Annotated in this window: 22 protein-coding genes; 18 read left to right on the top strand and 4 right to left on the bottom strand. The window is 62.8% G+C overall.

What is annotated here, in order from left to right:
* The first annotated feature begins 108 nt into the window (after nucleotides 1–108).
* The gene (locus tag MU516_RS18500) at nucleotides 109–1,428 is read left to right on the top strand and encodes an ISKra4 family transposase (RefSeq protein ID WP_260278694.1); all 1,320 of its coding nucleotides are present in this window, start codon (nucleotides 109–111) and stop codon (nucleotides 1,426–1,428) included.
* 377 nt (nucleotides 1,429–1,805) lie between these two features.
* Here MU516_RS18500 and MU516_RS18495 read toward each other — a convergent pair whose 3' ends face one another.
* The 3 genes from MU516_RS18495 to MU516_RS18485 form a co-directional block, all read right to left on the bottom strand.
* Nucleotides 1,806–2,981, bottom strand: a complete 1,176-nt coding sequence (locus MU516_RS18495) for an IS5 family transposase (RefSeq protein ID WP_260278692.1) — start codon at nucleotides 2,979–2,981, stop codon at nucleotides 1,806–1,808.
* A 168-nt stretch (nucleotides 2,982–3,149) separates the two neighbouring features.
* Entirely contained in the window at nucleotides 3,150–3,602 is a 453-nt protein-coding gene (locus tag MU516_RS18490) for a universal stress protein (RefSeq protein ID WP_020952704.1), read from the bottom strand.
* Entirely contained in the window at nucleotides 3,595–5,550 is a 1,956-nt protein-coding gene (locus MU516_RS18485; protein WP_260278691.1) for a heavy metal translocating P-type ATPase, read from the bottom strand. Before MU516_RS18485 ends, MU516_RS18490 begins: the two co-directional genes overlap by 8 nt.
* Before the next feature lie 254 nt (nucleotides 5,551–5,804).
* Between MU516_RS18485 and MU516_RS18480 the strand changes: the two genes are divergently transcribed.
* Nucleotides 5,805–6,506, top strand: a complete 702-nt coding sequence (locus MU516_RS18480; protein ID WP_038068518.1) for a VIT1/CCC1 transporter family protein — start codon at nucleotides 5,805–5,807, stop codon at nucleotides 6,504–6,506.
* A 628-nt stretch (nucleotides 6,507–7,134) separates the two neighbouring features.
* On the opposite strand, the gene MU516_RS18475 is transcribed toward MU516_RS18480, so the two are convergent.
* Entirely contained in the window at nucleotides 7,135–7,761 is a 627-nt protein-coding gene (locus MU516_RS18475) for a TetR/AcrR family transcriptional regulator (protein ID WP_078543000.1), read from the bottom strand.
* A gap of 259 nt (nucleotides 7,762–8,020) precedes the next feature.
* Between MU516_RS18475 and MU516_RS18470 the strand changes: the two genes are divergently transcribed.
* The 16 genes from MU516_RS18470 to MU516_RS18395 form a co-directional block, all read left to right on the top strand.
* Entirely contained in the window at nucleotides 8,021–9,088 is a 1,068-nt protein-coding gene (locus MU516_RS18470; protein ID WP_035745651.1) for an HlyD family secretion protein, read from the top strand.
* Nucleotides 9,085–11,823 (top strand): ribosome-associated ATPase/putative transporter RbbA, encoded by a 2,739-nt coding sequence (rbbA, locus tag MU516_RS18465; RefSeq protein WP_107978778.1) that lies wholly within the window; start codon nucleotides 9,085–9,087, stop codon nucleotides 11,821–11,823. The genes MU516_RS18470 and rbbA overlap by 4 nt, the downstream gene beginning before the upstream one ends.
* A gap of 7 nt (nucleotides 11,824–11,830) precedes the next feature.
* Nucleotides 11,831–12,943, top strand: coding sequence for an ABC transporter permease (locus MU516_RS18460; RefSeq protein WP_260278690.1), 1,113 nt, complete (start codon nucleotides 11,831–11,833; stop codon nucleotides 12,941–12,943).
* Nucleotides 12,944–12,951: 8 nt separating this feature from the next.
* Nucleotides 12,952–14,028 carry an alpha/beta hydrolase gene (locus MU516_RS18455; protein WP_207470259.1) on the top strand — a complete coding sequence of 359 codons (1,077 nt, stop codon included), beginning with the start codon at nucleotides 12,952–12,954 and terminating at the stop codon, nucleotides 14,026–14,028.
* Between the two features lie 318 nt (nucleotides 14,029–14,346).
* A complete protein-coding gene (locus tag MU516_RS18450; RefSeq protein WP_051693716.1) occupies nucleotides 14,347–16,104 on the top strand; it encodes a PHA/PHB synthase family protein in 1,758 nt (585 codons plus the stop codon).
* Nucleotides 16,105–16,108: 4 nt separating this feature from the next.
* Nucleotides 16,109–17,503 (top strand): bifunctional enoyl-CoA hydratase/phosphate acetyltransferase, encoded by a 1,395-nt coding sequence (locus MU516_RS18445; protein WP_089258481.1) that lies wholly within the window; start codon nucleotides 16,109–16,111, stop codon nucleotides 17,501–17,503.
* Nucleotides 17,500–18,669 (top strand): acetate/propionate family kinase, encoded by a 1,170-nt coding sequence (locus tag MU516_RS18440; protein WP_035745643.1) that lies wholly within the window; start codon nucleotides 17,500–17,502, stop codon nucleotides 18,667–18,669. The genes MU516_RS18445 and MU516_RS18440 overlap by 4 nt, the downstream gene beginning before the upstream one ends.
* The gene (gene fabI / locus MU516_RS18435; RefSeq protein WP_035745640.1) at nucleotides 18,666–19,430 is read left to right on the top strand and encodes an enoyl-ACP reductase FabI; all 765 of its coding nucleotides are present in this window, start codon (nucleotides 18,666–18,668) and stop codon (nucleotides 19,428–19,430) included. The genes MU516_RS18440 and fabI overlap by 4 nt, the downstream gene beginning before the upstream one ends.
* Nucleotides 19,431–19,522: 92 nt before the next feature.
* On the top strand, nucleotides 19,523–20,728 hold the full coding sequence (gltS, locus tag MU516_RS18430) for a sodium/glutamate symporter (RefSeq protein ID WP_260278689.1): 1,206 nt from the start codon (nucleotides 19,523–19,525) through the stop codon (nucleotides 20,726–20,728).
* A 77-nt stretch (nucleotides 20,729–20,805) separates the two neighbouring features.
* The gene (locus tag MU516_RS18425) at nucleotides 20,806–22,167 is read left to right on the top strand and encodes an ISKra4 family transposase (protein ID WP_260278688.1); all 1,362 of its coding nucleotides are present in this window, start codon (nucleotides 20,806–20,808) and stop codon (nucleotides 22,165–22,167) included.
* 28 nt (nucleotides 22,168–22,195) lie between these two features.
* The gene (locus MU516_RS18420) at nucleotides 22,196–22,351 is read left to right on the top strand and encodes a YetF domain-containing protein (RefSeq protein WP_311319123.1); all 156 of its coding nucleotides are present in this window, start codon (nucleotides 22,196–22,198) and stop codon (nucleotides 22,349–22,351) included.
* Between the two features lie 258 nt (nucleotides 22,352–22,609).
* Nucleotides 22,610–23,002 carry a hypothetical protein gene (locus MU516_RS18415; RefSeq protein ID WP_209059467.1) on the top strand — a complete coding sequence of 131 codons (393 nt, stop codon included), beginning with the start codon at nucleotides 22,610–22,612 and terminating at the stop codon, nucleotides 23,000–23,002.
* 67 nt (nucleotides 23,003–23,069) lie between these two features.
* Complete coding sequence (locus MU516_RS18410; protein WP_425606885.1) at nucleotides 23,070–23,666, top strand: lytic transglycosylase domain-containing protein; 597 nt, start codon at nucleotides 23,070–23,072, stop codon at nucleotides 23,664–23,666.
* Nucleotides 23,667–23,678: 12 nt separating this feature from the next.
* Nucleotides 23,679–23,990, top strand: coding sequence for a TrbC/VirB2 family protein (locus MU516_RS18405; RefSeq protein WP_209059470.1), 312 nt, complete (start codon nucleotides 23,679–23,681; stop codon nucleotides 23,988–23,990).
* Complete coding sequence (locus tag MU516_RS18400) at nucleotides 23,990–24,259, top strand: VirB3 family type IV secretion system protein (protein ID WP_209059471.1); 270 nt, start codon at nucleotides 23,990–23,992, stop codon at nucleotides 24,257–24,259. The genes MU516_RS18405 and MU516_RS18400 overlap by 1 nt, the downstream gene beginning before the upstream one ends.
* Nucleotides 24,252–26,280 (top strand): VirB4 family type IV secretion/conjugal transfer ATPase (locus tag MU516_RS18395; protein ID WP_260278687.1); only part of this gene is annotated, 2,029 nt, incomplete at its 3' end. The genes MU516_RS18400 and MU516_RS18395, both read left to right, overlap by 8 nt.

Here is a 26,280-nt window from a genome sequence, read left to right as displayed (position 1 = left end):
AGACCCTCGAATATCGGCGCTTGCAGCACCGCAAGCTCGCCGCATAACATCATCCCAAAGACGAGGCCCGCTCTCCGCTAATCCACGCCCCGAGTTGCGCCAAATGTTCTGACGACGGACAATCAGCTTGACGGCATTTCTCGACCATACCGGGTGACCTGCCCAGACGGGATCGGGCTGCGCCTCGAGGATGGGAAAAGGATCCTCGAACAGATCCAGAGGGTAATCCTTTACGATCAGGTCGATGAGATCATTCGAGAAAGCCGCGTATGCCCGGATTGCGCCTCGGTTCGTGCCATTCATGACTATCGCACGCGCGATCTCGACACGCTCTTTGGGCGGGTTCGGGTCAAAGCCGCGCGCATGCGCCGCTGTTCGTGTGATGCCAGGTCAGCGGCGATGCCCGGTGGACCTATTTCTCCGCTGGCCTATTTCTTTCCAGACCGGGCTACCCCGGAGCTGCAACGGCTACATGCGGACCTTGGTTCCCGGCATACCTTTCGCGAAGCGGCGCGGCTGATGAAAAGCTTCCTCCCCTGCCATCCGCCCCATCACACCACGGTGCGTGACCGGTTGGGAAGAGTAGCCACTGGGCTCGAGAAAAGTCGAAGGGCATCAGGCGATCCCGTTGAAGCCCCGCCCAAAGGTGGTTTGACGGTTTTTCTGGACGGTGCGCATATCCGCTGTCGACCGGAGTATCAGCAGCGACACCTGGATCTTGTGGTCGGCAAGATTGAAAGTCGCAATATGTGCCGACGATTTGGCTTGGTCGCCAATGCGACGGCATCGCCAAGCAGCCGCATGCGAGAAGAGCTGTCCGACTATGGATGGAAGCCAGGCCGTCTGTTGACGGTAATCTCTGATGGCGAGCTTGCTCTCCCGAACCTCATACGGAATGCCGTGGGTGGCGACGGTCAGGTGAAACATATCCTCGACTGGTGGCACATCTCGATGCGCATTCAACATATCGAGGCCGCCGTTCAGGGTCTGGTCCAGACACCGGGGTTCACTGGAGTTCCAGTGCTGTTCCAGCGCCCCGCGAAAAGCCTCCGTTGGCGGCTTTGGCATGGCAGAGCACGGGTGGCGGAAACATATCTGAAGGCGCTGATGCATGATTGCGTCGGCCTCGGGGAAGAACCTCTGGCTGTCCGCACCGCTGCCGCTCGTGTGCAGGCCCGCTGCGAGACACTGTACACCTATCTCGCGAACAACATGGAAGCCCTTGTCGACTATGGCCGACGGTACCGTAACGGGCTGCCCATCTCGTCTTCTCGTGCCGAAGGATCAGTTGATGACATTGCCAATGCCCGCATGGGAAAGCGCAGGAGGATGCGTTGGTCGCCCAAAGGGGCTCACCGAGTAGCCGTCACAAGGGCCGCAGTTCTCGATGGTCGGCTGACCGTCGCAAACAGAAAACGCCCCGCATGACCCCCATGTTCTGTCCACTCCCGCCGCCGATCGCAGCGATAGTTCGCAGTGAACACGACAAGGAGACTTTTGGCGCAACGGTCGCGGACAGATCAGGAGAAGCAGATGTGCACCACGAACAATGGAGCTCGCGGCGTTGACTTGGCCTTACCGCGAACACCATGCGGGCTCGTAGCATCTGATAGCCACGCATAGCTCATTTGCTTTTCCGCAGGCTTCAGAGCTCCATGCGACCTCTCTTTCCCCCGAAAGGAAGGAAAATCTAACAGGCTGCTGAAGAAGTCGTGCTGGCAGGACGTTGTCCCGGCGGCCACGATCGGAAGGCGGCTCTCCGCGGTCGTCGGGCTCGGGTCCGCAGGCTCCTTTCGTCCTGCCCGTTAGGCCAGGAGCTTCGGTAATCTGGCCAGATTGCAGGCCGCCATGGTCATCGTGAACTGCGCGCGGACCCTGTCGAGGCCGCGGTGAACGGTCTGGGCCATGCCACCCACCGTCTTGGCCCAGCCGAAGGGTTCTTCGATCTTCTTCCGGCACCGCTGTGATAGAGCGTAACCGGGATGCTGCGTGGTCCGCCCGTCGATGGCTGAATGCCGGGCCTTCTGTGCGACATGCGGCGTCACGACCATGCGCCTGAGCTCGGCGACGAAGTCGGCGCTGTCGTAACCCTTGTCCGCCCCGAGCGTCAGGCGCCGGGTCGAACCCGGAGAGTGGCGATTGATCATCTCGAGCGCCGCCTTCCGCTCGCCACGGCCATCGGCGTAGGTCAGGTCGGCCTGCACCACGAGGCCGTTGCGGTTCTCCATCAGCGTATGCCCCATGAAGCAGAGCATCGCCGCGGCGCCCGGCGCCTTCTTGTAAAGGCGCGCATCCGGGTCCGTGACCGAAGCATGGGTGGCGTTCGAGCGCTTCTCTCCCCGGAAGTTCACCTCGGCGTTGCGGCTCTGGCGGGGCGTATCGGTCATCGGCTGGGTCTCGGTCTGCTGGGGCTGGTAGGTGTCCGTGGAGGTTTCGTCGGCGGGTGGTGACGGCGGCCCGCCGGGACTGCCGTCTTGTGGCGGCGGCGGGCTGTCCTTCGGCTGGAAGCTCTTCATCGAGGCCCACGCCTTGATCAGGGTGCCGTCGACCGAGAAGTGCTCGTCCGACAGCAGCGGCTTGACCGAAGGGTGCCCCAGGATCGCGGCCATGATCTTGCGCGACATGTCGGTGGTCAGCAGCCGGTCGCGGTTCTTGGTGAACACCGTGGGGACCCAGACCGGGTCGTCGATGCCGAGACCGACGAACCACCGGAACAGCAGGTTGTAGTCCATCTGCTCCATCAGCTGTCGCTCCGAGCGGATCGAGAACAGGATCTGGAGAAGGCTCGCGCGGATCAGGCGCTCCGGCGCGATGGAGGGGCGGCCGAAGTCGGTGTAGAGCCCGTCAAACTCGGCATCGAGGCTCGCCAGCGCGTCATTGACGATCTGCCGGATCTTGCGAAGTGGATGACCCGCCGGGACCCGCTCCTCAAGATCAACATAGCTGAACAGCGACCCGATCGCCTCGTCTGTCCCGCGCATCGCCACCCCCGCCGCCGCCGCGCCAAAGGTGAATCATGTTCTCGAAACCGCGTCGAGCCCGGCCTTTTTCAGCAGCCTGCTAATGCTCTCGCCAGAATTCTGCAGGTGTTCGGGTCATCCCAACCTTCTGTATTCGGCCCGGCCCGCTTCGCAGCGGGCCAAGGGGTGTCAGGCCCGCACGACCAAGACGGGGATTGCGGAACGGGTCACAACCTCGGTTGCCTGACTGCCAAGTAGCATCCGCTTCAGCCCGCGCCGCCCGTGAGAGGCCATACAGATGAGATCGCAACCGAGTGCCTCGGCGCGCTCTAAGATAGTATCAGCAGGCGTGGCATCAGGCACATGCAGGGCGGTTGCAGAAACGCCCGCATGTCTCGCACGCTCTGCGGCGGCCTCAAGGATCCGCTCTGCCGTTTCGCGCTGCGCCTGATCATAGCCCTCGAGAACCGCCGCTGGCGTGTATGCCCCTGCCCCCATCGCCGCTGCTGCAATCGGGAAGGGCGGCGTCACAGTCAGGATCGTCACCGCAGCGCCGATGCTGGATGCAAGTGCAATGCCATGCTCAAGGCCGAGGCCCGCGTTCTCAGAGCCATCGGTGGTGATAAGGATGTGCTTATACATGAGAAACCTCTTGAGGTTGGGAGGAGGGATGCGAGGCCGCTTTTCGCGCCGCGCCGCGATCATTGCGGATCGGATCGGCGAGCAGCCGCAACCCGTTTAGCACCACCAGAACCGTGCCCCCTTCATGGCCGATGACGGCAAGCGGCAAAGGCAGCTCGAAAAATAGCGCCGAGACCACCAGAAGCACCATCATCGCCAAGGCAAAGCCGAGGTTCTGCCGGATGATCCGGCGGGTACGCAAGGCCAGTGTCCGGGCGGCGGCAAGGCGGGTCATGTCCTCGGACAGAAGCGCCACATCTGCGGCCTGCAGCGCCACTTCGCTGCCCGCAACCCCCATGGCGACGCCGACATCCGCCCGGGCAAGGGCAGCGGCATCATTCACCCCGTCGCCGACGAAGGCCGTCCGGCCCTTTTCGGCAAGCGCGGCAACCAGTTTGACCTTGTCTTCCGGCAACAATTCGGCGTGGATCTCCGCATCGGAAAAGCCGAGCTCCCGCCCGATCCGTTCGGCCACCGGGCGGCGATCCCCGGTCATCAGGGCCAGCTGCGCCACCCCCGCCGCACGCAGTTGCGAAAGCCCGGCGGCAGAGCTTGGCCGCGGGCGGTCTGCCACCGTGACGCCGCCGATCAGCTGCTCGCCACGCCCGATCCAGGTGACGGTTTGGGCCGAGGCCTTCAGCCGCTGCGCCCCGGCCGTATCGACCCGCGCCCCCATCCGCTCCAGCATGCGCTGGTTTCCGGCCCAGATCGGCCCCTCTTCGTCGATCCCGGTGATGCCCTCACTGGGATGGGTCACGACATCCCGGATGGCGGCGGGGGCAAGCCCCTCGGCCTCTGCCCGGTTCCGGATCGCGGCGGCGATCGGATGCTCGGACTGCGCCTCCAAACCCGAGAGCAGCGCCAGCATGCGCCCCTCGGGGATCTCTGAGGTGAGGTCGGTGACCTCTGCAACTCCGGTGGTCAGGGTGCCGGTTTTGTCAAAGGAAAAGCTCTTCACTTCTGCCAAGGCTTCAAGCGCCGCGCCACCTTTGAACAACACGCCGCCCCGTGCCGCAGCCGCCAGCGCCGACAGCATGGCGGCGGGCACCGAGATCACCACGGCGCAAGGGCTTGCCGCCACCAGCAGCACCGCAGCGCGGTAGAGGGCGTCGGAGGCGGAAGCCCCCATCCCCCACAGAACCACAAAGGCCAGCATGGCCCCCAAAAGCACGGCCACGGTGTAGCGCTGCCCGAACCAGGCGCTGAAGGTCTCGGAAGGCGCGCGGGCGGCTTGGGCCTCGGTCACCATGTCGATCATCCGCGCCACGGTGCTGCTTTCGACGGTGGCGCTTGCGCGCATGGTCAGCACGGAATTGAGGTTGACCGTCGCCTCGAAAAGCTTCGCTCCGGGCACCTTTGAGACGGGCATCGACTCTCCGGTGATCGTCGCCTCGTCGACCGTGCCTTCGCCGGTGACAAGCACGCCATCCACGGGCACGCGCGCGCCCGGACGCAGGACAAGCAAATCCCCCTCGCGAAGCGCCGCGACGGGGATTTCCTCTGTCGCGCCCGTGGCGCTCAGCCGCAGTGCAGTCTCGGGGCGCAGCGCCATCAGCGCCTCGATCGCGCGGCGGGCGCGGCCCATAGCGCGATGCTCCAGCGTGCCCGAAATGCTGAAGAGTGTGAGGAGAACGGCCCCCTCCAGCGGGGCGCCGACGGCAAGCGCGGCCAAAGCCGCGATGATCATCAACAGGTCTATGTCGAGCACGTGGTCCTTGAAAAGTGCACCAAGCGCGCGCAGCCCCGTCGGAAGCCCGGCCGCAAGATAGACAAGTGCAAGCCCTGCCGTGAGCCAGATCCCCGGCAGCACGAAGGTGCCGAAGAAGGCGGCCGCCATGCCGAAACTCGCCGCGAGCGTGAGGGGAAGCATGAGGCGTTCTTCAAGACTTACAGGGGCGGTGCTGGGCATAGGAAGCTTCCTGTGTTGACACGCATGCGGCGGGTTCGGCGCATGAGGAGCCGATAATTCATTCCGTCCAACGTCGGCTATGACCCAGATCAATTGCAATGATCTGGGTCACCCTACATTGTTACCGGAAGTTTAAGGAAGTCGATGGCCTCGTCAGCGTTTCAATCCATCGAGCGTGGATGAGCGGTGAAGCCTTGGCGCGGCCTGGAATCTACAGGGTCAGATCGACAGTATGAAATTGGAGCGGGACGGCCATGACCTATCAGTCAGCCCATGAAGAAGTACATTTCGTCAACCGCAGCGGTTGGTTGCGGGCCGCGGTGCTCGGCGCCAACGATGGGATCGTCTCGATCTCGGCGCTCATCGTGGGCGTGGCGGTCGCCAATCCTTCCGCAGAGGCGGTGCTCATCGCAGGCGCCGCGGGATTGGCCGCCGGGGCGATGTCGATGGCGGCGGGGGAGTATGTCTCGGTCAGCTCACAATCGGATATTGAAGGTGCTGACATCGCCCGTGAGGCGCAGGCTCTGCGCGAGACACCCGCGGAGGAGGAGGCGGAACTGGCTTCTATCTGGGAGAGCCGAGGTCTCTCGCCCGCGACGGCAGCGCTTGTCGCGCGCGAGTTGACCGAAGCTGACGCGCTTGGGGCCCATGTGCGCGATGAACTCGGCCTCTCTGAGGTGCATAGCGCCAATCCCTTACAGGCTGCCTTTGCCTCTGGGCTCACGTTCACTTTGGCCGGGGCTGTGCCGATGGTTGCTGCGCTCGTCTCACCCGCAGAAACTGTCGCCGTCGTGGTTACTGTGACAACGCTGCTCGCGCTTGCCGTTCTCGGGGCTCTCGGGGCTTGGGCCGGCGGAGCCAAGTTGTTGCGACCAACACTGCGTGTGGTCTTCTGGGGCGGTGCCGCGATGGCAGTGACCGCCGCTATCGGGAAACTATTTGGGGTCGCGGTTTAGGCCGTGTTGACAAAAGGGATTCACAGGGTAAAGTTCCGGCGCTTCGCCATTCTCGTATCCCTTCAAAGGTTTGGGATACACCTTAGCCGACTGTCCGGATTCCTAGGACCACTTCACTTGAACGGATTGCTAATCGCGACCTTGACTGAAGCGGGAGAGGATGTGGCGCTCGGACGAGCGACTTGCGACGATGTCCTGCGTCCCAAACCGGAGTGCCCTTACTGAATGGCATCGGTTTCGCCACCGGCCTTCGCAAACGTTGATGTGGCGTTGATGCAAAACGGGGATGGGGACGCCCGACTGTTTCAGTCATCATCCAAGCTTTTGATCATAGGGGATTTTTTGGTTGCGGGGACAGGATCTGCGAACTGTTTCGCACTTGCAAAGACAATACTCTGACCCGCATCCGGCGCGTGATCAGTGCCCAAGAGCAAATATGTATTGGTTGCGGGGGCGCGCAACCTACGAGACCGACACTCGATCCAAGCGGCCATCTGACCGACCGTATATAGCCGCCTGAAAGCACCTGAGGCGTCCGATCAATCGTGTTGAAATCTCCGCACGAAACGCGGAAATCCCAACATGACTTATACAGGATCGCAGTTGGCAAGCTGACTTGGATAGTGGTCTAGATGGGACGCCAGCCGAATACCCCATCTGAACAACCAGGCAGCATTGCGTTCATCAGGGCGGTTTGCAGCATCTGTCGCTGATCCGCCTCGGGGATAGCCAGCAAATCCGCAGGCCCGAAAATCGCACGATGGGTCACGAAACCGCTGAGAAGGCTAAGCGCGAAATGCGCCCGTCCCGGATCCGCATGGCCAAACGCCCTGCTTAGAGGCAGGGCTAGTGACGTGCCAAAGAATTGCGCAATGATCGCCCGCGCCTCGCTGCAGAGGCTGGACTGTGTCAGTAAATGAAGCGGCCTGACATCTTCTACCTTGCGCGGATCACGCAGGAAGGCCAGATCGCAGATCCGGTTGATCATGGTCGCGCCATCGGGGTCCCCTGCGGCGATGTCATCGAGGGGCGCAAGCGCCAGCAAGGCCTGACGGAATATCTCGGCCTTCGACCCGAAGGCGCGATGGACATAGGCCACATCGACCCCAGCCGCGGCGGCGATGTCGCGCAGGCTGGTGTCGGAATAGGGCATCCGCGCGAAAAGCAGCATCGCCGATGCAAGAATGCGTTCTTTCCCGGTTGCCTGCCCCGGCATGCGGTCGGTCGAGTTGGCTGAGTTGAGCGTCCTTGGCATGGGTGGCTTGTGTTCGTCCGGTGGCTTCGACGCGAAGAAACTGAAAATGCTGCCCCGGAGCAGAGGTGCGGCAAGGTGCAGCCCAGACCGGGCCGTGTTGTTTAGCTGGTTTTTCAACAGCAAACAACCAGCAGCCGCTTTTGCGCGACAATACAGGTTTTTACCCTGTCATCGAGCGTTGACAACAGGGGAGCGTAGGGCGAAGACCGCATCGGGACATGCGCGAAGCATCCATCAGCACAGCAATCAGAGGCAGATCATGGCAAAGCCCGGCAGAAACACCATTATTCTGGGCGGCCTGGCCGTTGTCGCCGTGCTTGGCTGGCTGGCCTGGGACCGGCTGCAACCCGCCGGTCTGCCGGCGGGTTTTGCCAGCGCCAATGGCCGGATCGAGGCGACCGAGGTGGATATCGCGGCGCTCACCGGCGGCCGAATCGCCGAAATCACCGCTGCCGAAGGTGACATGGTCAGCGCAGGCGATGTGCTGGTGCAGATGGACGTGGTGCAGCTGAACGCACAAAAACGTCAGGCCGAAGCGCAGCTTGCCCGCGCCGAAATCGGCGTCGAGACAGCAAGGGCGCTGGTCGCTCAGGCCGAGGCACAAGAGCGCGCGGCCCGGGCCGCGGTTGATCAGGCAGGCTCGGTTGCCGATGCCGCGTCGCGCAGGCTTGAACGCTCTGAGCAGCTTGCAAAGACCAGTGCGATCTCGCAGCAGGTGCTCGATGATGACCGCGCCCGGGACGCCCAGGCCCGCGCCGGTGTGGCCTCGGCCGAAGCCAGCCATGCGGCAGCGCTGGCGGGGGTCAGCAGCGCGCAGGCGCAGGTGGTCGATGCAAGTGCGGCCGTCGAGGCGGCAAAGGCGTCGATTGATGCGATCCAGGCCTCTCTGGACGACGCCACGCTGAAAGCGCCGCGCACGGGCCGGATCCAGTATCGCATCGCACAAGAGGGCGAGATTGTCGGCTCTGGCGGGCGGATCCTCAGCCTTGTCGATCTGGGCGATGTCTATATGACGGTTTTTCTGCCGACATCGCAGGTCGGCCGGGTGCAGGTCGGATCAGAGGTGCGCCTTGTCATGGATGCGGCGCGGGAATTCGTGATCCCGGCCACGGTTTCCTATGTTGCCGATGTGGCGCAGTTCACGCCAAAGACGGTCGAGACCGCCGATGAGCGCGAAAAGCTGATGTTCCGCGTCCGTGCCCGCATCGACCCCGAGCTGCTGTCGCGGCATATCGAATATGTCAAAACCGGCCTGCCGGGCATGGCCTATCTGCGGCTTGATCCGGATGCCGCCTGGCCTGACTTTCTTTCCAATGTCGTGAAATGACCGGCTCAGTTGCCGGGGTCTCCGGCCTGACGCTGCGCTATGGCAAGGTCACGGCGCTTGACAATGTGACGCTGGAGATCCCTGAGGGGCGCATGGTCGGGCTGATCGGGCCAGACGGGGTCGGAAAGTCCAGCCTTCTGTCGCTGCTGGCCGGGGCACGTGTGATCCAGCAGGGCAAGGTCGAGGTTCTGGGCGGCGATATGCGCGATGTGGCGCATCGCAACCGCGTCTGCCCCCGCACCGCCTATATGCCGCAGGGTCTGGGCAAGAACCTCTACCCGACGCTTTCGGTCGAAGAGAACCTTGATTTCTTCGGCTCGCTTTTCGGTCATGACAAGGCCGAACGCGAGCGGCGGATCACCGATCTGCTGGCTGCGACCGGCATGACGCCGTTCCGGTCGCGCCCGGCGTCAAAGCTGTCGGGCGGCATGAAGCAAAAGCTGGGTCTGTGCTGCGCGCTGATCCATGATCCCGATTTCCTGATTCTTGACGAGCCGACCACCGGCGTCGATCCGCTGTCGCGCCGCCAGTTCTGGGATCTGATCGACCGCATCCGCGCGACACGGCCGGGGATGAGCGTGATCACCGCCACCGCCTATATGGAAGAGGCCGCGCGCTTCGACTGGCTGGTTGCGATGAATGCGGGCCGGGTGCTGGCCACCGGCACCACCAGCGATCTGCTGTCGCGGACCGGGGCCGACACGCTTGATGCAGCCTTCATCGCGCTTTTGCCCGAAGAAGACCGGGGCGAAGACAGTGCCGTGGTGATCCCGCCGCGGACCACCGATGACAGCGATATCGCCATCGAGGCCGAGGGGCTGACGCAGCGCTTTGGCGATTTCGTGGCGGTCGACAATGTTTCCTTCCGCATCCCCAGGGGTGAGATTTTCGGCTTTCTGGGTTCGAACGGCTGCGGCAAGACGACGACGATGAAGATGCTCACCGGGCTTCTGGAGCCGAGTGAGGGCCGGGCAAAGCTTTTCGGCCATGAGGTCGATGCAAGCGATCTGTCGGTGCGCCGCCGGGTCGGGTTCATGTCGCAGGCCTTCTCGCTCTATTCCGAGCTGACGGTGCGTCAGAACCTTGATCTGCACGCGCGGCTTTTCGATATGGCGGCCGAGAAGATCCCCGCCAGGGTTGACGAGATGATCGCCCGGTTCGATCTGGGCGACGTGACCGACAGCCTGCCCGAGGCGTTGCCGCTGGGTATCCGCCAGCGGCTTTCGCTGGCGGTGGCGATGATCCATGCGCCCGAGATCCTGATCCTTGACGAGCCGACCTCGGGGGTGGACCCGGTGGCGCGCAACGGCTTCTGGCGCATTCTGGCGGAACTTTCGCGCAAGGATGGCGTGACGATCTTTGTCTCGACCCATTTCATGAACGAGGCGGAATGGTGCGACCGCATCAGCCTGATGCATGCGGGCAAGGTGCTGGTCTCGGACACCGCCGAGGGGATCACGAAAGCCAAAGGTTGCGCCACGCTGGAAGACGCGTTCATCGCCTATCTTGAAGAGGCGATTGGCGAGACGGCACCCGCCCCCGCCGCTGCGCCCGAGGCCGCGCCCGAGGCCCCCGCAGCCGGGGTGACCCATCATGCGCAGCAATCCGGCTTCAGCCTGCGGCGACTGCTTAGCTATTCGCAGCTGGAAAGCCTGCAATTGCAGCGCGATCCGATCCGGCTGACCATGGCGTTGGTCGGCAGCCTTCTTCTGATGATCGTGGTGGGGCTGGGCATCAACATGGATGTCGAGGATCTGACCTTCGCCGCCCTTGACCGCGACCAGACCACCACCAGCCGCAATTATATCGCCGATATTGCGGGATCGCGCTATTTCATCGAACAGCCGGCCCTGACAAGTTACGACGAGATCGACGCAAGAATGCGCTCGGGCGAGCTGGCGCTGGCGATCGAGATCCCGCCCGGCTTTGCCGCCGATATCGCGGCAGGCAGGGATGTGCAGGTCGGGGCCTGGTTCGACGGCGCCAACCCCAGCCGCGCCAATACGGTGCAGGGCTATGTGCAGGGCATGCATGCCGACTGGATCACACGTCAGGCGCGTCAGCTTTACGGTGACAAGGCGAGCGGCGGCAGTTTCGAACTGGTGACCCGATACCGCTACAACCCCGACGTGCGCAGCCTGAATGCGATGGTCCCGGCGATCATCCCGCTGCTTTTGCTGATGATCCCGGCGATCCTGACCACGCTTTCGGTCGCGCGTGAACGCGAACTGGGCTCGATCATCAATTTCTACGTCACGCCGGTGACGCGGCTGGAATTTCTGCTTGGCAAACAGCTGCCCTATATCGCGCTGGCCATGCTGAATTTCTTCCTGATGATGGCCATGGCGGTCACATTCTTCGCAGTGCCCTTCAACGGCAGTTTTCTGGGCTTTACCCTTTCGGCGCTGATCTATGTCACCGCGACCACGGCGCTTGGTTTTCTGGTGTCGGTCTTCATCGCAAGTCAGGTCGCGGCGCTGTTCGCGACCGCCATGCTGACGATGATCCCGGCGGTCAGCTATTCGGGTTTGATCGACCCGGTCTCTTCGCTGTCGGGTTTTGGCCGGGTTCTGGGCGAGATCTACCCCTCGACCTGGTTTATCACCGCCGCGCGGGGGGCTTTCTCCAAGGCCTTCGGAATGGCGGAACTGGCCGGGCCGATGCTGGCCATGGGCATCGCCATTCCGGTGATTATCGGGCTGGCGGCGGCCTTCCTGAAAAAACAGGCGAAGTGAGGGGCGGATGAACCTGCGCAACACCTTCAATCTGGGCGTCAAGGAATTGCGCGGGCTCTGGCGCGATCCGGTGATGCTGGTGCTGATCGTCTATTCCTTTTCGCTCTCGATCTGGACCTCTGCGAACGCCTCGCCCGAGGCGCTGACGAATGCCGCGATCTCGATCGTGGATGAGGATCAGTCGCATCTCTCCGCCCGCATCACCTCGGCCTTTTATCCGCCCTATTTTGTCGAGCCGCAGATGACCACGACGGCCGAGATGGATCGGCGGATGGATCAGGGGCTGGATACTTTTGCGCTGAACATCCCACCGGATTTCGCGCGCGATGTGCTGGCCGGGAAAAACCCGGCGATCCAGCTGAATATCGACGCGACAAGGATGAGCCAGGCCTTCACCGGCGGCGGCTATATCCAGCAGATCGTGTCCTCCGAGGTTTCGGAATATGTGGCGGGCTACCGGGCCGAGACCGCGCTGCCGGTCGATCTGGCGCTCCGCGCGCGGTATAATCCCTCGCTGGATCCGAAGTGGTTCGGGGCGATTTCCGCCGTGATCCAGTCGATCACCATGCTGTCGCTGGTGCTGACCGGCGCGGCGCTGATCCGCGAAAAGGAACATGGCACGGTCGAGCACCTGCTGGTCATGCCCGTCACCGCGACCGAGATCATGTTTTCCAAGATCTGGTCGATGGGGCTGGTGGTGCTGCTGGGGTCGATCTTTTCGCTAAGTGTTGTGGTGCAGGCGCTGATGGCGGTTCCGGTGCAGGGCTCGGTCGTGCTGTTTCTTGCGGGCGCGGTGCTGATGGTTTTCGCCATGACGGGGCTTGGAATTTTCCTTGCCACCATCGCCGGGTCGATGCCGCAATTCGCGCTTTTGCTGATGATGGCGCTTTTGCCGCTGCAGGTGCTGTCAGGCGCGATGACGCCGCGGGAATCCATGCCAGAGATCATCCAGACCATCATGCTTGCAGCCCCCAACACGCATTTCATCATCCTCTCGCAGGGCATCTTGTTCCGAGGTGCGGGGCTTGACGTGGTCTGGCCCCAGTTCGCGGCGCTGGCGGCGATCGGGGTGGCGCTGTTCTGGCTGGCACTGATACGATTCAAGAAATTCCTGCGGTAAGGCATATGTTGGGCCGCCTGCTTCTGATCCTGACGCTTGCGCTTGCAGGCTGCGCTGCGCGTCCGGGGCCGGAAGTTCTGGCCCCCGATGCCGGTGCCCTGCCCGAGGGCGCCCGCCTTGTCCGGGTGCTGACCATGACCACCCGCGCGCCCGAGGCAAATCTGCCGGGGGCCTTTGGCGACTCTCGCTCCATCCGGCCAAGCTGGCTGGAATACGAGGTCTCGGTGCCGCCTGGCCATCGGCCGGGAAAGATTGAATGGCCGGATCGCAATGGCAGCAGCGCCGACCGGAATTTCGTGGTGCGCAGCCGGCAGACGCTTAGCCGTGACGCCTTTGCAAAGCGTCTCTCGCGCGAGGGGGTCGGGCTTTATGTCCACGGCTTCAACACCCGCTTTCATGAGGCCTTGTTCCGCACCGCGCAGCTTTCGGTCGATGCGCAAATCGAGGAAAAGCCCGTCCTTTTTACATGGCCCTCGGCAGGCTATCCGGGCGCCTATCTGGCTGATCGTGACGCGTCTGACTTTTCCCGCGCGGCGCTTGCCGATCTGCTGCGGCTTTTGACAAAGGGTCGGTCCGCTTCCGACGCGGTGCCGGTGCTGGCTCACAGCATGGGCGCGCGGCTGACGATGGAGACGCTGGTGCAACTGCGTCTTGCCGGGCGGGACGATGTGCTGGACCGGATCGAGGTCATCCTTGCCGCCCCGGATATTGATATCGATCTTTTCCGCGCCCAGATGGTCAGCCTTGGGCCGATGAAGCATCCCATCACGGTGCTCGTCTCCTCGGACGATCTGGCGCTGAAACTGTCGTCGCAGCTTTCGGCACGTCGGATACGGCTTGGGCTTGTCGATGTGCGTGATCCGGCGGTCCAGCGCCTGGCGGTCGCGACCGGAATACGGATCGTGGATATTACCGATATTCCGACCGATGATCCCGCCCACAGCCGCTATGTCGGCCTGCTTTCCGGCGAGGCCGGGGCTGTGGTTGAAAACACCCTTTTCGGTGAGGTACGCTTGGCGGGGGCCTTTGTCTTCAATCAGGTCGGTGGTGTCTTCACTGGCATCGGTGATGTGCTGGCGGATTGAGGCCGCGGCCTTGGCCCGGCGTTGGTGCCAGCGGCATTGGCCGGGTCATGGCCTCGACGTCGCGCCGTTTTGCCGGTAATCGTCCATGATGATCAGGGCAGGGACAGGGGATTCCGTGTCCGCCGCCGGACGCCGATGCTTTGCCTGTTCAGTCCGGGGGCGGCTGTTTCGGCGGTTTGACGGCGCTTTACGACATGTCGTCGGCATCGGGCCTTGGGCGCAATGCCTATGTTCAAGAAAAATCTTGAACTCTTTGATTTCGATCAACACTCGTTGATAGTTCTGTGCTAACTTCCGCCGGTAAATTGGAGACGCGACATGGCCCTTACTCCCAAATCAGATGGCTCGGGTGCAACCGGCGATGAAAGCCTTGGCATCGAGGCTTTTCAGGCCGTTGACCGCATACGAGAGGCGCTCTCGGGACAGCTCAGCGGCGGGGTCTCGCCCGGCTCGCTGATGATGGCCTATGTCGACTGGGCCTTTCATCTGGCGCAGGCACCGGGCAAGCAGATGGAACTGGGCGTCAAGGCGGGCCGCAAATGGCAGCGTCTCATGGCGCATCTGATGGCCTCGGCGATGGATCCGCAGGCCGCGCCGGTCATCACGCCCTTGCCGGGCGACCGCCGTTTCGCCGGTGAAGCCTGGGCGAAACCGCCCTTCAGCTGGATGTCGCAGGCTTTCCTGCTGCAGCAGCAATGGCTGCATAACGTCACCCATGAGGTTCCGGGCGTGACGAAGCACCACGAGGATGTGGTGTCTTTTGCCGCGAAACAGATCCTTGATGTCTGTGCGCCTTCGAACAACCCTTTTACCAATCCCGAGGTTGTGGCACGGACCTGGGCTACCGGAGGCATGAACCTTGTGAAGGGCTGGCAGAACTGGCTGCAGGACGTCGTCCGCCAGATCCGGCAGGAGCCGCCAGAGGGTGTCGAGGCCTTTACACCGGGTCGCGATGTGGCGGTGACGCCGGGCAAGGTAATCTTCCGCAACCACCTGATCGAACTGATCCAGTATACGCCCACGACAGAAACCGTGCACCCCGAGCCGGTGCTGATCGTTCCGGCCTGGATCATGAAATACTATATCCTCGACCTCAGCCCGGAGAATTCACTGATCCGCTGGCTGGTGGCGCAGGGCCACACGGTTTTCGCCATTTCCTGGCGCAATCCGGGTGCAGAGGATCGTGATCTGACGCTGGAGGATTATCGCCGGCTGGGCGTGATGGCCGCGTTGGATGAGATCACCCGTCTAATGCCCGATCAGAAAATCCACGCCACCGGCTATTGTCTGGGTGGCACTTTGCTGTCGATCGCGGCGGCTGCCATGGCGGGGAAGGGGGACGCGCGTCTCGCCTCGCTGACGCTGCTTGCCGCGCAGGTCGATTTCGCCGAACCGGGCGAGCTTGCGTTGTTCATCGACCCAAGCCAGCTGCATCTTCTTGAAAGCATGATGTGGAACCGCGGCTATCTCTCTGCCGATCAGATGGCGGGGGCGTTTCAGCTTTTGCGCTCGAATGACCTCATCTGGTCCCGGATGGTGCGCGATTACATGATGGGCGAGCGGACGGCGATGAATGATCTCATGGCCTGGAATGCCGACAGCACCCGGATGCCCTATCGGATGCATGCCGAATATCTGCGCAGGCTTTATCTGAATAATGAGCTTTCTTCGGGACGCTTCACCGCCGGGGGCAAGACAGTTCTGTTGCAGAACATCCGGGTGCCGATCTTTGCCGTCGGGACCGAGCGCGATCATGTCGCACCCTGGAAGTCGGTCTACAAAATCCACCAGTTCACCGATTGCGAGGTGACTTTCGCGCTGACGTCGGGCGGGCATAATGCGGGGATCGTCTCTCCTCCCGGTCACCCGCGCCGCCGCTACCGGCTGGCGACCCGCGCCCATGACGACGCGCTTTTGCCGCCCGAGACCTGGGTCGAGGCCAATCCTGCAACCGAGGGTTCGTGGTGGACGCCCTGGCAGGCCTGGCTTGCCGCGCGTTCGGGTGCCCCCGCCGCGCCGCCCGCAATGGGCAACGCGCTGGCAGATGCGCCCGGCACATATGTTTTCCAGAGGTGACAAGATGACCGGCACTCTGACCAACTATCTGTTTCACCAGATGAAAATCGGCGACCGCGCCAGTCTTGTCCGCCACGTCGGTCCCAAGGATATTGAATTGTTCGCCGCTGTTTCCGGCGACGCCAACCCCGCGCATCTGGATGCCGGTTTCGCCGCCCATGGGCCGTTTGGCCATGTCGTGGTGCACGGCATGTGGACTGCGGCGCTGATTTCGGCGGTGCTGGGCACCCGCCTGCCGGGGCCGGGGACGATCTATCTCGACCAGCAGATCCGCTTTAACAAGCCGGTTTCGCCAGGCGATACCATCACCGCCGAAGTTGAAGTGGCCGAGCTGATCGAGGGCAAGAACCGTGTCCGCCTGACGACCACCGCCCGCAATCAGCGGGGCGAGGTGGTGCTTTCGGGCGAGGCGCTGGTGCTGGCCCCGGTCGAGCAGGTGACCTGGGTGCCGGGTGACCTTCCCGAGGCGGTGGTCCTGCCGAAGGGGCGCTGGCAGGGCTTTGTCGAAGAGGCCCGCGCATTGCCCCCGGTGCGGGCGGCGGTGGTGCATCCCTGTTCGAAATCCGCGATCCTTGGCGCGATCGAGGTGCGCGACGAAGGCCTGCTTGACCCGATCCTGATCGGTCCCGGCGCAAAGATTCGCGCGGCGGCCGCCGAGGCCGGGGTCTCGCTTGACGGCTTCCGGATCGAGGAGACAGAGCACAGCCATGCAGCGGCGGCGCGGGCGGTGGAACTGGCGGCCTGTGGCAAGGTCCAGGTGCTGGTCAAGGGCAGCCTGCATTCCGATGAACTGCTTGCGGCGGTGGTTTCGAAAAGCGGCGGCCTGCGCACCGAACGCCGGATCAGCCATGTCTATGCGATGGATGTGCCCGCCTATCGCAAGCCGGTGATCGTCACCGATGCCGCGATCAATATCGCACCGACATTAGAGCATAAGCGCGACATCTGCCAGAATGCCGTCGATCTGATGCGGCTTCTGGGGCGCGATCAGCCGAAGGTCGCGGTGCTGGCGGCGGTCGAGACGGTGAACGCGACGATGCCCGCCACGCTGGATGCCGCCGCGCTGACGGTGATGGCGGCTCGAGGCCAGATCACGGGCGCGCTGGTTGACGGGCCGCTGGCCTTCGACAATGCGATCAGCCCCGAGGCGGTGGCGACGAAGGGCATCGTCTCGCAGGTGGCGGGCGAGGCCGATATTCTTCTGGTGCCGGATCTCGAGGCCGGGAACATGCTTGCCAAACAGCTGATCTATTTCGCGGGCGCCACGGCCGCGGGGCTGGTTCTGGGCGCACGGGTGCCAATCGTTCTGACAAGCCGGGCGGATCCTTTATCGGCCCGCATCGCCTCGGCTGCGCTGGCCAAGCTGGTCGCGGTCCGCAAAGCGGAGGGGAAGGCGTGACCCGCGATCTGATCCTGACATTCAACACCGGATCCTCGACTATCAAGCTGGGGTTTTACGCACTGGAGGCCGCCGCGCCGCGCCCGCTGGCCTCGGGCGTGATCGATTTCCGCGATGAGCCTTTCGAAGTGCGCCTGACGCGCGAGGGCAAGACCTTTTCAGGCCCGATCACAGCGGATCCCGGCGATCTGACAGCCGTGCTGAACCAGGCTTTTGCCTGGCTGGCCGGGCATTTCAATCTTTCGCGCCTTGCGGTGATCGGCCATCGGGTTGTGCATGGCGGCGATGTCTTCACAGGACCAGCCCGGATCACCGATCAGGTGATCGCGCAGATCGACGCGCTGGCGCGGCTTGCGCCGCTGCATCAGCCGCAAAGCCTTGCGCTGATCCGGGCGATGCGGGGGCTTTACCCCGATGTGCCACAGACAGCCTCTTTCGACACGGCGTTTCATGCCACCAACCCGCCCCTGATCCGCCGCTTTGCCCTGCCGCGCGCGCTTTATGATCAGGGGATCAAGCGCTATGGCTTTCATGGTCTCTCCTACCGCTATATCGCCGGGCAACTGGGCGATCTGGCCACCGATGCAAAGGTGGTCGCCGCACATCTGGGCAGCGGCGCAAGCCTTTGTGCGATCCGGGGCGGCAAGAGCATCGACAGCTCGATGGGGTTTTCGACGCTGGACGGCATCCCGATGGCGACGCGTTCGGGTGCGCTGGACCCCGGCGTGATCCTGCATCTGATGGGCGAAATGGGGCAAAGCCTGAAACAGGTCGAGACCATGCTCTATCGTGAAAGCGGCCTTCTGGGCGTGTCGGGTTTCGAGGCTGACAGCCGCGAGCTGATGGCCAGCACGCGCCCAGAGGCTGCCGAGGCGATCGACCTCTTTTGCCTGCGCATCGCGGGCGAGGTGGCACGGTTGGCGACCAGCATGGGCGGGATCGATGCGCTGGTCTTCACGGCAGGAATCGGCGAGCATCAGCCCGGTATCCGCGCCCGTGTCGCCGCGCGGCTGGCCTGGCTTGGGGCAGAGCTTGACCCCGATGCCAATGAAGCAGGGTCGCGCAGGATCAGCACCGCCGCCAGCCGGGTGCAGCTTCTTGTCATTCCGACCGATGAGGAAAGCATCATCGCCCAGGAGGCCGTCAGCGAAGAGGCAGCGACATGATTGATCTGAAAGGCAAACGCGGCCTCGTGGTTGGCGTGGCGAATGAGGCCAGCATCGCCGCCGGTTGCGCCAGGGCCTTTCGCGCGGCGGGGGCAGAGCTGGCGCTGACCTTTCTTAATGAAAAGGCCCGGCCATGGGTCGAACCCGTGGCGCAGGAAGTGGGTGCGCCGCTGTTCCTTCCTTGCGATGTGCGTGAACCCGGCCAGTTGGAAGCCGTGTTTGACCGCATTACCGCTGAATGGGGGCGGCTTGATTTTCTGCTTCATGCCATCGCCTTCGCCCCGCGCGAGGATCTGCACACCAGCGTTGTCAACGCTTCGGCCGAAGGTTTTGCGACGGCGATGGATATCTCTTGCCACTCCTTCCTGCGCATGGCGCGGCTGGCGCGGCCTTTGATGCAGGCGGGTGGTTCGCTGATCACGGTCAGCTTTTACGGCGCGGATCGGGTGGTCGAGAATTACAACCTCATGGGTCCGGTAAAGGCCGCGCTGGAGGCTTCGGTCCGCTATGCGGCGGCCGATCTGGCGGGCGAAGGGATTCGTGCCTTTTCGCTTTCAACCGGTCCGGTCAAGACCCGCGCCGCCTCGGGGATCGACCGGTTCGATGCGCTGATGGATAAGATTCGCGCCCGTACGCCTGCGGGAAAACTGGTAAGCATCGAAGAGATCGGTACGCTGGCGGCCTTTCTGGCAACCGAGGCCGCAAGTCCCATGAGCGGATCGGTGGTCTATGCCGATAACGGATTTCACACCACCGCCTGAGGCAGGCGCGGGGCCCCGCCCTTGACCGGAAGGCGGATCCGGGGCAAAGCGGAATCAACATCAGTTGACAGCATTCTGACAGGCGCCGCCGCGTGACCTTCTTTACGGTTCATCCCTTCCATTCCTTCAATCTTGCCGTGGTCTTGCTGATCGCGGGCAAGATCCTGACCCTGAACATTGATCTTCTGCGCCGCTATTCGATCCCCGAGCCGGTGGCGGGCGGCTTTCTCTGTATCGCGGTAACGGGGCTCCTCTGGGCGCTGTTCGATCTGAAGGTCTCATTCGAGATGGGGATCCGTGATTTCCTGCTGCTGGTGTTCTTTGCCGGTATCGGGCTGAAATCCGATATCCGCACGCTGCTTGCGGGGGGCAGGCCGTTGGTGATCCTGTTGATCCTTGCGACCAGCTTCATCCTTTTGCAGAACTTCGCGGGGATGGGGCTGGCGAGGCTCTTTGGAATGGAGCCGAAGGCCGGGCTGATGGTCGGCTCGGTTTCGCTGACCGGCGGCGTTGGCACCACGCTGGCCTGGGCACCGATATTCGCCGAAAAGCTGGGGATCACGAATGCGCTGGAACTGGGGGTCGCGGCCAATACTGTCGGGCTAATCGCGGCCTGTGTGATCGGCGGGCCGATTGCGGCGCTCCTGATCCGGCGGGGCGGGCTGAAGGCGGAAAACAAGCGCGATCTGGACATCGGCGTTCCGAATGAGGGGCGCGCGGTCCGGATGGATTACTTCTGCATCCTCTGGTCGATCCTGGCGCTGAATGTCACCGTGCTGATCGGGCTGGCGCTGCATGAGGCGATCACGGCGGCCGGCGTCACGCTTCCAGCCTTTGTCAGCTGCCTTGTCGCGGGGATCGTGCTGCGCAACCTTTTGCCGCTGGCCCCGAGGCGGTTAGTGCGGCGGATCTGGCCTGGGGTCGATGATGCGCTGGCGCTGATCTCGGATCTGTCACTCGGGCTTTTCCTGATCATGGCGCTGATGGGCCTGCAGGTCTGGGAGCTGAACGGCGTCCTTCTGTTCATTACCGCCGCCCTTGTGATGCAGATCCTGCTGACGGTCGGATTCACGATTTGGGTCGTGTTCCCCGCGATGGGGCGCGATTATGAGGCGGCGGTGATCTCGGCCGGGTTTGGCGGTATCACGCTCGGCTCAACCGCCACCGCCATCGCCAATATGACCGCCGTGGCGCAGCAACATGGCGCGGCGCACCGGGCCTTTGTGATCGTGCCGCTGGTCTGCGGCTTTTTCATCGATATCGTCAACGCGCTGATCATCTCGGCGCTGGTCGGCTAGGGGAGTGGACAGAACATGGGGGTCGTCGTCGGTGATCTGGCCTGTGCTAAGGTAAGCTCTTTGTATGGGGGGCTGCCATGGACGTACGGATTACAATCGAAACGACCTTCGACAACGGGGAGAAGCGCACTCATCAGCTTGACGGCATTTCTCGACCATACCGGGCGACCTGCCCAGACGGGATCGGGCTGCGCCTCGAGGATGGGAAAAGGATCCTCGAACAGATCCAGAGGGTAATCCTTTACGATCAGGTCGATGAGATCATTCGAGAAAGCCGCGTATGCCCGGATTGCGCCTCGGTTCGTGCCATTCATGACTATCGCACGCGCGATCTCGACACGCTCTTTGGGCGGGTTCGGGTCAAAGCCGCGCGCATGCGCCGCTGTTCGTGTGATGCCAGGTCAGCGGCGATGCCCGGTGGACCTATTTCTCCGCTGGCCTATTTCTTTCCAGACCGGGCTACCCCGGAGCTGCAACGGCTACATGCGGACCTTGGTTCCCGGCATACCTTTCGCGAAGCGGCGCGGCTGATGAAAAGCTTCCTCCCCTGCCATCCGCCCCATCACACCACGGTGCGTGACCGGTTGGGAAGAGTAGCCACTGGGCTCGAGAAAAGTCGAAGGGCATCAGGCGATCCCGTTGAAGCCCCGCCCAAAGGTGGTTTGACGGTTTTTCTGGACGGTGCGCATATCCGCTGTCGACCGGAGTATCAGCAGCGACACCTGGATCTTGTGGTCGGCAAGATTGAAAGTCGCAATATGTGCCGACGATTTGGCTTGGTCGCCAATGCGACGGCATCGCCAAGCAGCCGCATGCGAGAAGAGCTGTCCGACTATGGATGGAAGCCAGGCCGTCTGTTGACGGTAATCTCTGATGGCGAGCTTGCTCTCCCGAACCTCATACGGAATGCCGTGGGTGGCGACGGTCAGGTGAAACATATCCTCGACTGGTGGCACATCTCGATGCGCATTCAACATATCGAGGCCGCCGTTCAGGGTCTGGTCCAGACACCGGGGTTCACTGGAGTTCCAGTGCTGTTCCAGCGCCCCGCGAAAAGCCTCCGTTGGCGGCTTTGGCATGGCAGAGCACGGGTGGCGGAAACATATCTGAAGGCGCTGATGCATGATTGCGTCGGCCTCGGGGAAGAACCTCTGGCTGTCCGCACCGCTGCCGCTCGTGTGCAGGCCCGCTGCGAGACACTGTACACCTATCTCGCGAACAACATGGAAGCCCTTGTCGACTATGGCCGACGGTACCGTAACGGGCTGCCCATCTCGTCTTCTCGTGCCGAAGGATCAGTTGATGACATTGCCAATGCCCGCATGGGAAAGCGCAGGAGGATGCGTTGGTCGCCCAAAGGGGCTCACCGAGTAGCCGTCACAAGGGCCGCAGTTCTCGATGGTCGGCTGACCGTCGCAAACAGAAAACGCCCCGCATGACCCCCATGTTCTGTCCACTCCCACTCGCGTGGCCGAGGAAGATCTGATCGCCAAGTTGCGCGAGGCTAATGTTTTGGATCTGGCATCGGTCCGCGCTGCCGTGCTGGAGACTACCGGTGATATTTCGGTCTTGCACGGGGATCATATGGATAGGCAGATATTGAAGGGCGTGGGAGATCCGTGAAGTGACGTCCCGGTGCGTGGTGTAGGTGTCGGTGGCCAGTGGGTTTTTCCGTAGGGTCGGGTCGCTGAACCCACCTGAAGCGAGGGATACCCTAAAGGTCACCTTCCCAGCTTCTGCGGCTTGAAAACGCCTGAGCAATAAACGTAACAACGCTAGAGCACCTGTGGGTGATGTTTATCGCATTACCTACTTGCAAAGCAAATACTTATTTTGATAGTCTGACGTAGACGCGTCAGACAACTTTCTGGAGCGCGTCGCATGACCAACCAAGTACAGGTTAGCAACGAGGTGCTCACCCTTGAGATGTGTAGAGAGAGGTTGCTGGAAGGGTGGGAGCTGCACGTTGTCTGTGCGGAGGACCCCGTCCCGGCTCAGAACACTGTCCGAGGCTCATGGTATCTCGTCGCTGTCGAGCCGGAAACGGGTCGCTTCGGCGTCGTGGTCACACAGCGGGACCTGTACCGGGAGCGACGTCGGGCGGAGCAGTCTGGAACAACACTCGATCCATCAGATTACGCATACAAAGAGATCAAGACCACGACCGGGCTCTTTAACGCTCAAACTGATCTGGGCATTACTGCAACCGTCATTCCCGGATCGAAAGGCGTCACCATGGTCGCTCAACTGTCCCCAAGCACCGAGCGGCCATAATCGTGAATATTCGGGAAATCGTTCTGGCACCCTGAAGCCACTATCCCGCCGTGCTCTCCTTGCATCCTTGCTGGCGACGCCCCTTGCGGCCGGCGCCGATGTCCTCTCCGAGGCCCGCGGCTTCGTCCTGAACGCCGGCGCAGCCCGCGATATCTTCGCGCGCCCCGAGGACGATCCCGAATACTCCCGGACGCCTGGTGACGAGCCCGCACTGATCCGCTCGATGCTGGTGCCCACCGAGGCGCCGGCGTCGATCCGCGAGATGGTGACGGCAGCCGCAGCGCGGTATGCATCCCACCCTGCGATTCGCGCAGCCGGGTTTTCGCCCCGAAACTGGAACGCCTACTTCCACTCGATGATCCAGGTCGAAAGCGGGTTCAAGGTCACAGCCTATTCCTCGGCCGGCGCGATGGGGCTTGCGCAACTCATGCCCGGAACCGCCCGCTTTCTCGGCGTCGATCCGCGCGATCCGGTCCAGAACCTCGATGGCGGGGCGCGCTATCTGCTGATGCAACTCGGCGCTTTCGGCACGCCCGAACTCGCACTGGCGGCCTACAACGCCGGCCCCGGTGCGGTCCGCAAGTATCGCGGAATTCCGCCCTACCGGGAAACCCGGAACCATGTCCGCAAGGTCATGGCGATCTATCGCAACCGTTTGACATAAAGGAATTACCCGATGCTGAACTTCAGGCAAAAGCTCGTCGCCGCCGTGATCTGGTGCACGGCGGGAATGCAGGCCCATGCCCAGGAGGTCGATCTTTCCGGGTTCGAGGATACCGGCGAAAGCATCATCGAGCAGCTGCGCGACAACAACCTCGCCCTGACCGCCGTTGTCCTCATCCTGCTGATCATCGGCTTCCTGGCGATCTTCACCAAGTTCATCGACTGGAAATGGATCGGCGTGACGGTCGTCGGGCTGTTCTTCATCTTCGGCGGTGACAACCTGGCCGAGTCGATCATCGCGATCTTCCGTGGCTCCGGCACCTGATGCGGGAGAACGTGTATATCCAGGGGCTCAACCGGCAGGCCAGATTCTTTGGTCTGCCTCTGCCCCTGGCCGGGCTGGCCTTCATTCCGCCGTTCCTCACGTTCATCTTCCTCGACAGCCTTTGGTATCTCTGGGCGATCCCCGTTCTCTGGGCGGCTCTCTGGGCCGCCTCGGTCATCAATCCACATTTCGCGCGCTTCATCGCGGTCGTGACCTCGCGCACGCCTGAGCGGCTTCTGCGCGCCAGTTCTGGATCACGGTATGAATGATATTTTCCCCAGTCCGATCCGGGCACTGTTCGGTGGCGCCCGCGACCTCGAAGACATGCTGCCCTATCTCTTCGAGGAAAATAACCATGCCATCGCCACGCGCAGCGGGGCACTGGTCTCAGTCGTGAAAATTGCGGGGGTCAATCCGTTCACGGCCAGCGAAAGTGAACTGGCACATATCAACGACCGGCTGGCCGAGCTGGTGGACAAGTCCGGCAACAATTTCAGCTTCCACTTCCACAAGATCAGGTCGGCCTATCACGACTTCGACTATCAGCCGAAAGCCTTCGTCGAACCGGGCTTCGGCAAGGAACTGGACCAGGCCTGGCGCGCGCACATCACGTCGGCGGGCCTCTGCGTTCCGGTGTTGTTCCTCTCGGTGATCGAGCGAAAATCCATGGCGGAGCGGATGCCTATCTTCGGCGGCTTTCTCAGTCATGGGCGCCAGGATAACCTGCCCGAGCGCCTGTCCGATCTCGCGGAACTTGCCCAGAGCGTGGCCGAGACCCTGGGCGATGGCTCGGAGCTGCTGGCGATCGAGGATGGCACGCTGACCGGGTTTCTGCGCGCCATCTCCACGGGCATCTATGCGCCGCTGGCCCGGTCCGAGACCGGCACCATCGTGGACGATATCCGCACGCCCATCGAGATCTATGACCGGGCCGTGGAAATCGGCGACGACTTCGAGACGCGATACGCCTCGGTGATCAGCGTGGCGAACCTCTCGCCCCAAACTCATGGCGGCATTCTCGACACGCTCTACACAGATCCCGATATCCTGATTTCCTGCACCTACCAGCCGCTTCTGCCTGACCTGATCTCGGCCAAGGCGACAACCCGGCTTGAGCAGACGCTTGAGGAAAGCGCCGGCGGCAAGATCGCCGCGCAGCTTCAGGAGGCCGCCGAGGATCTGCAAATGGGCCAGATGGGCTTTGGCGACAGCCAGACCATCGTGACGGTCTATGCCGCAACCCCCGATGCCCTCAAACGCAAGGTGACGGCGGTCACGGCCATCCTGCGCTCAAAGAAGCTCAAGATCGTCGTCGAAAAGCACGGGCTGGCGGCAGCCTGGTTCGCGCGGTTTCCGGGCAATCACGAGTTTCAGAAGCGCCCGCTGACCATCTCCAACCGGAATTTCTCGGACTTCGCCGCGCTGCACATGGTCCGGCTCGGCAAGCCCGCCTCCGAATGCTATTGGGGCACGCCGATCACGACCTTCAAGAGCTGCGCCAATTCACCGTATGATTTCTCGTTCCACGGTCGGTTCGCCCACGCGGACTCCGAGCCGCCGTTTGCCAGCACCCTGATCGTCGGCCCGCCCGATGCGGGCAAATCGACGATCATGGCCTTCCTGGCCGCGCAGGCACGGCGCACCGGATGCCGGATCATCGCCTTCGACAAGGACCAGTCGCTGGAAATGCCCCTGCGCGCGCTTGGCGGCACCTATACCGCCGTGCGCGCGGGCCGGAACACCGGCCTCAACCCGCTGGCCTCGGAAATCGACGAGGAAGGTCAGGCATGGCTGCGCAGCTGGCTGACCGCGCTTCTGGAACGCAAGGGCCACCAGCTGTCGGTCAGCGATTCCGAGAAACTGGCGCGCACCGTCGAAAGCAACGCGACGGCCCTTCCGTCCTTCCAGGACTTCACCAACTTCACGACACGGTTCCGCTCCTTCGAGGGCGATATCGGGGCGCGTGTCGGTGAATGGTCCCCCAACGGCCAGTACGGCTGGGTCTTCGGTCAGGACAGCGCGCCAATCGTCGATTTTAGCGCGTCCGATATCGTCGGTGTCGATATGACGGCGCTTCTCAACATGGAGATCGAGCGGACCGCATTGCTGGCCTATCTCTTCCGGCAGATCGAGAAGACCGTCAGCGCCAGAACCCCGACCCTGCTGGTCCTGGAAGAGGCGGGCGTGTTCCTCGACGATCTCTACTTCCAGCGCGAGCTGAAGACCTGGCTGGCGACGCTGCGCAAGAAGAACGTCGTCGTCGTCATGCTGGTGCAGTTCGTCTCGCAGA

This window comes from Paracoccus maritimus (assembly GCF_025195095.1).
Classification (GTDB): domain Bacteria; phylum Pseudomonadota; class Alphaproteobacteria; order Rhodobacterales; family Rhodobacteraceae; genus Paracoccus; species Paracoccus maritimus.
Note: the sequence above shows the minus strand (reverse complement) of the source record. Positions and strands in the feature narration are given on the sequence as shown.

Bases quoted from the DNA above. Each gene is read 5' to 3' on its own strand.
- MU516_RS18445 (WP_089258481.1), top strand. From the start codon at position 16,109: ATGACCGGCACTCTGACCAACTATCTGTTTCACCAGATGAAAATCGGC.
- MU516_RS18405 (WP_209059470.1), top strand. From the start codon at position 23,679: ATGCTGAACTTCAGGCAAAAGCTCGTCGCCGCCGTGATCTGGTGCACG.
- MU516_RS18460 (WP_260278690.1), top strand. From the start codon at position 11,831: ATGAACCTGCGCAACACCTTCAATCTGGGCGTCAAGGAATTGCGCGGG.
- MU516_RS18425 (WP_260278688.1), top strand. From the start codon at position 20,806: ATGGACGTACGGATTACAATCGAAACGACCTTCGACAACGGGGAGAAG.
- MU516_RS18485 (WP_260278691.1), bottom strand. From the start codon at position 5,550: ATGCCCAGCACCGCCCCTGTAAGTCTTGAAGAACGCCTCATGCTTCCC.
- MU516_RS18480 (WP_038068518.1), top strand. From the start codon at position 5,805: ATGACCTATCAGTCAGCCCATGAAGAAGTACATTTCGTCAACCGCAGC.
- MU516_RS18475 (WP_078543000.1), bottom strand. From the start codon at position 7,761: ATGCCAAGGACGCTCAACTCAGCCAACTCGACCGACCGCATGCCGGGG.
- MU516_RS18470 (WP_035745651.1), top strand. From the start codon at position 8,021: ATGGCAAAGCCCGGCAGAAACACCATTATTCTGGGCGGCCTGGCCGTT.
- MU516_RS18400 (WP_209059471.1), top strand. From the start codon at position 23,990: ATGCGGGAGAACGTGTATATCCAGGGGCTCAACCGGCAGGCCAGATTC.
- fabI (WP_035745640.1), top strand. From the start codon at position 18,666: ATGATTGATCTGAAAGGCAAACGCGGCCTCGTGGTTGGCGTGGCGAAT.
- MU516_RS18495 (WP_260278692.1), bottom strand. From the start codon at position 2,981: ATGCGCGGGACAGACGAGGCGATCGGGTCGCTGTTCAGCTATGTTGAT.
- MU516_RS18415 (WP_209059467.1), top strand. From the start codon at position 22,610: ATGACCAACCAAGTACAGGTTAGCAACGAGGTGCTCACCCTTGAGATG.
- MU516_RS18490 (WP_020952704.1), bottom strand. From the start codon at position 3,602: ATGTATAAGCACATCCTTATCACCACCGATGGCTCTGAGAACGCGGGC.
- MU516_RS18450 (WP_051693716.1), top strand. From the start codon at position 14,347: ATGGCCCTTACTCCCAAATCAGATGGCTCGGGTGCAACCGGCGATGAA.
- rbbA (WP_107978778.1), top strand. From the start codon at position 9,085: ATGACCGGCTCAGTTGCCGGGGTCTCCGGCCTGACGCTGCGCTATGGC.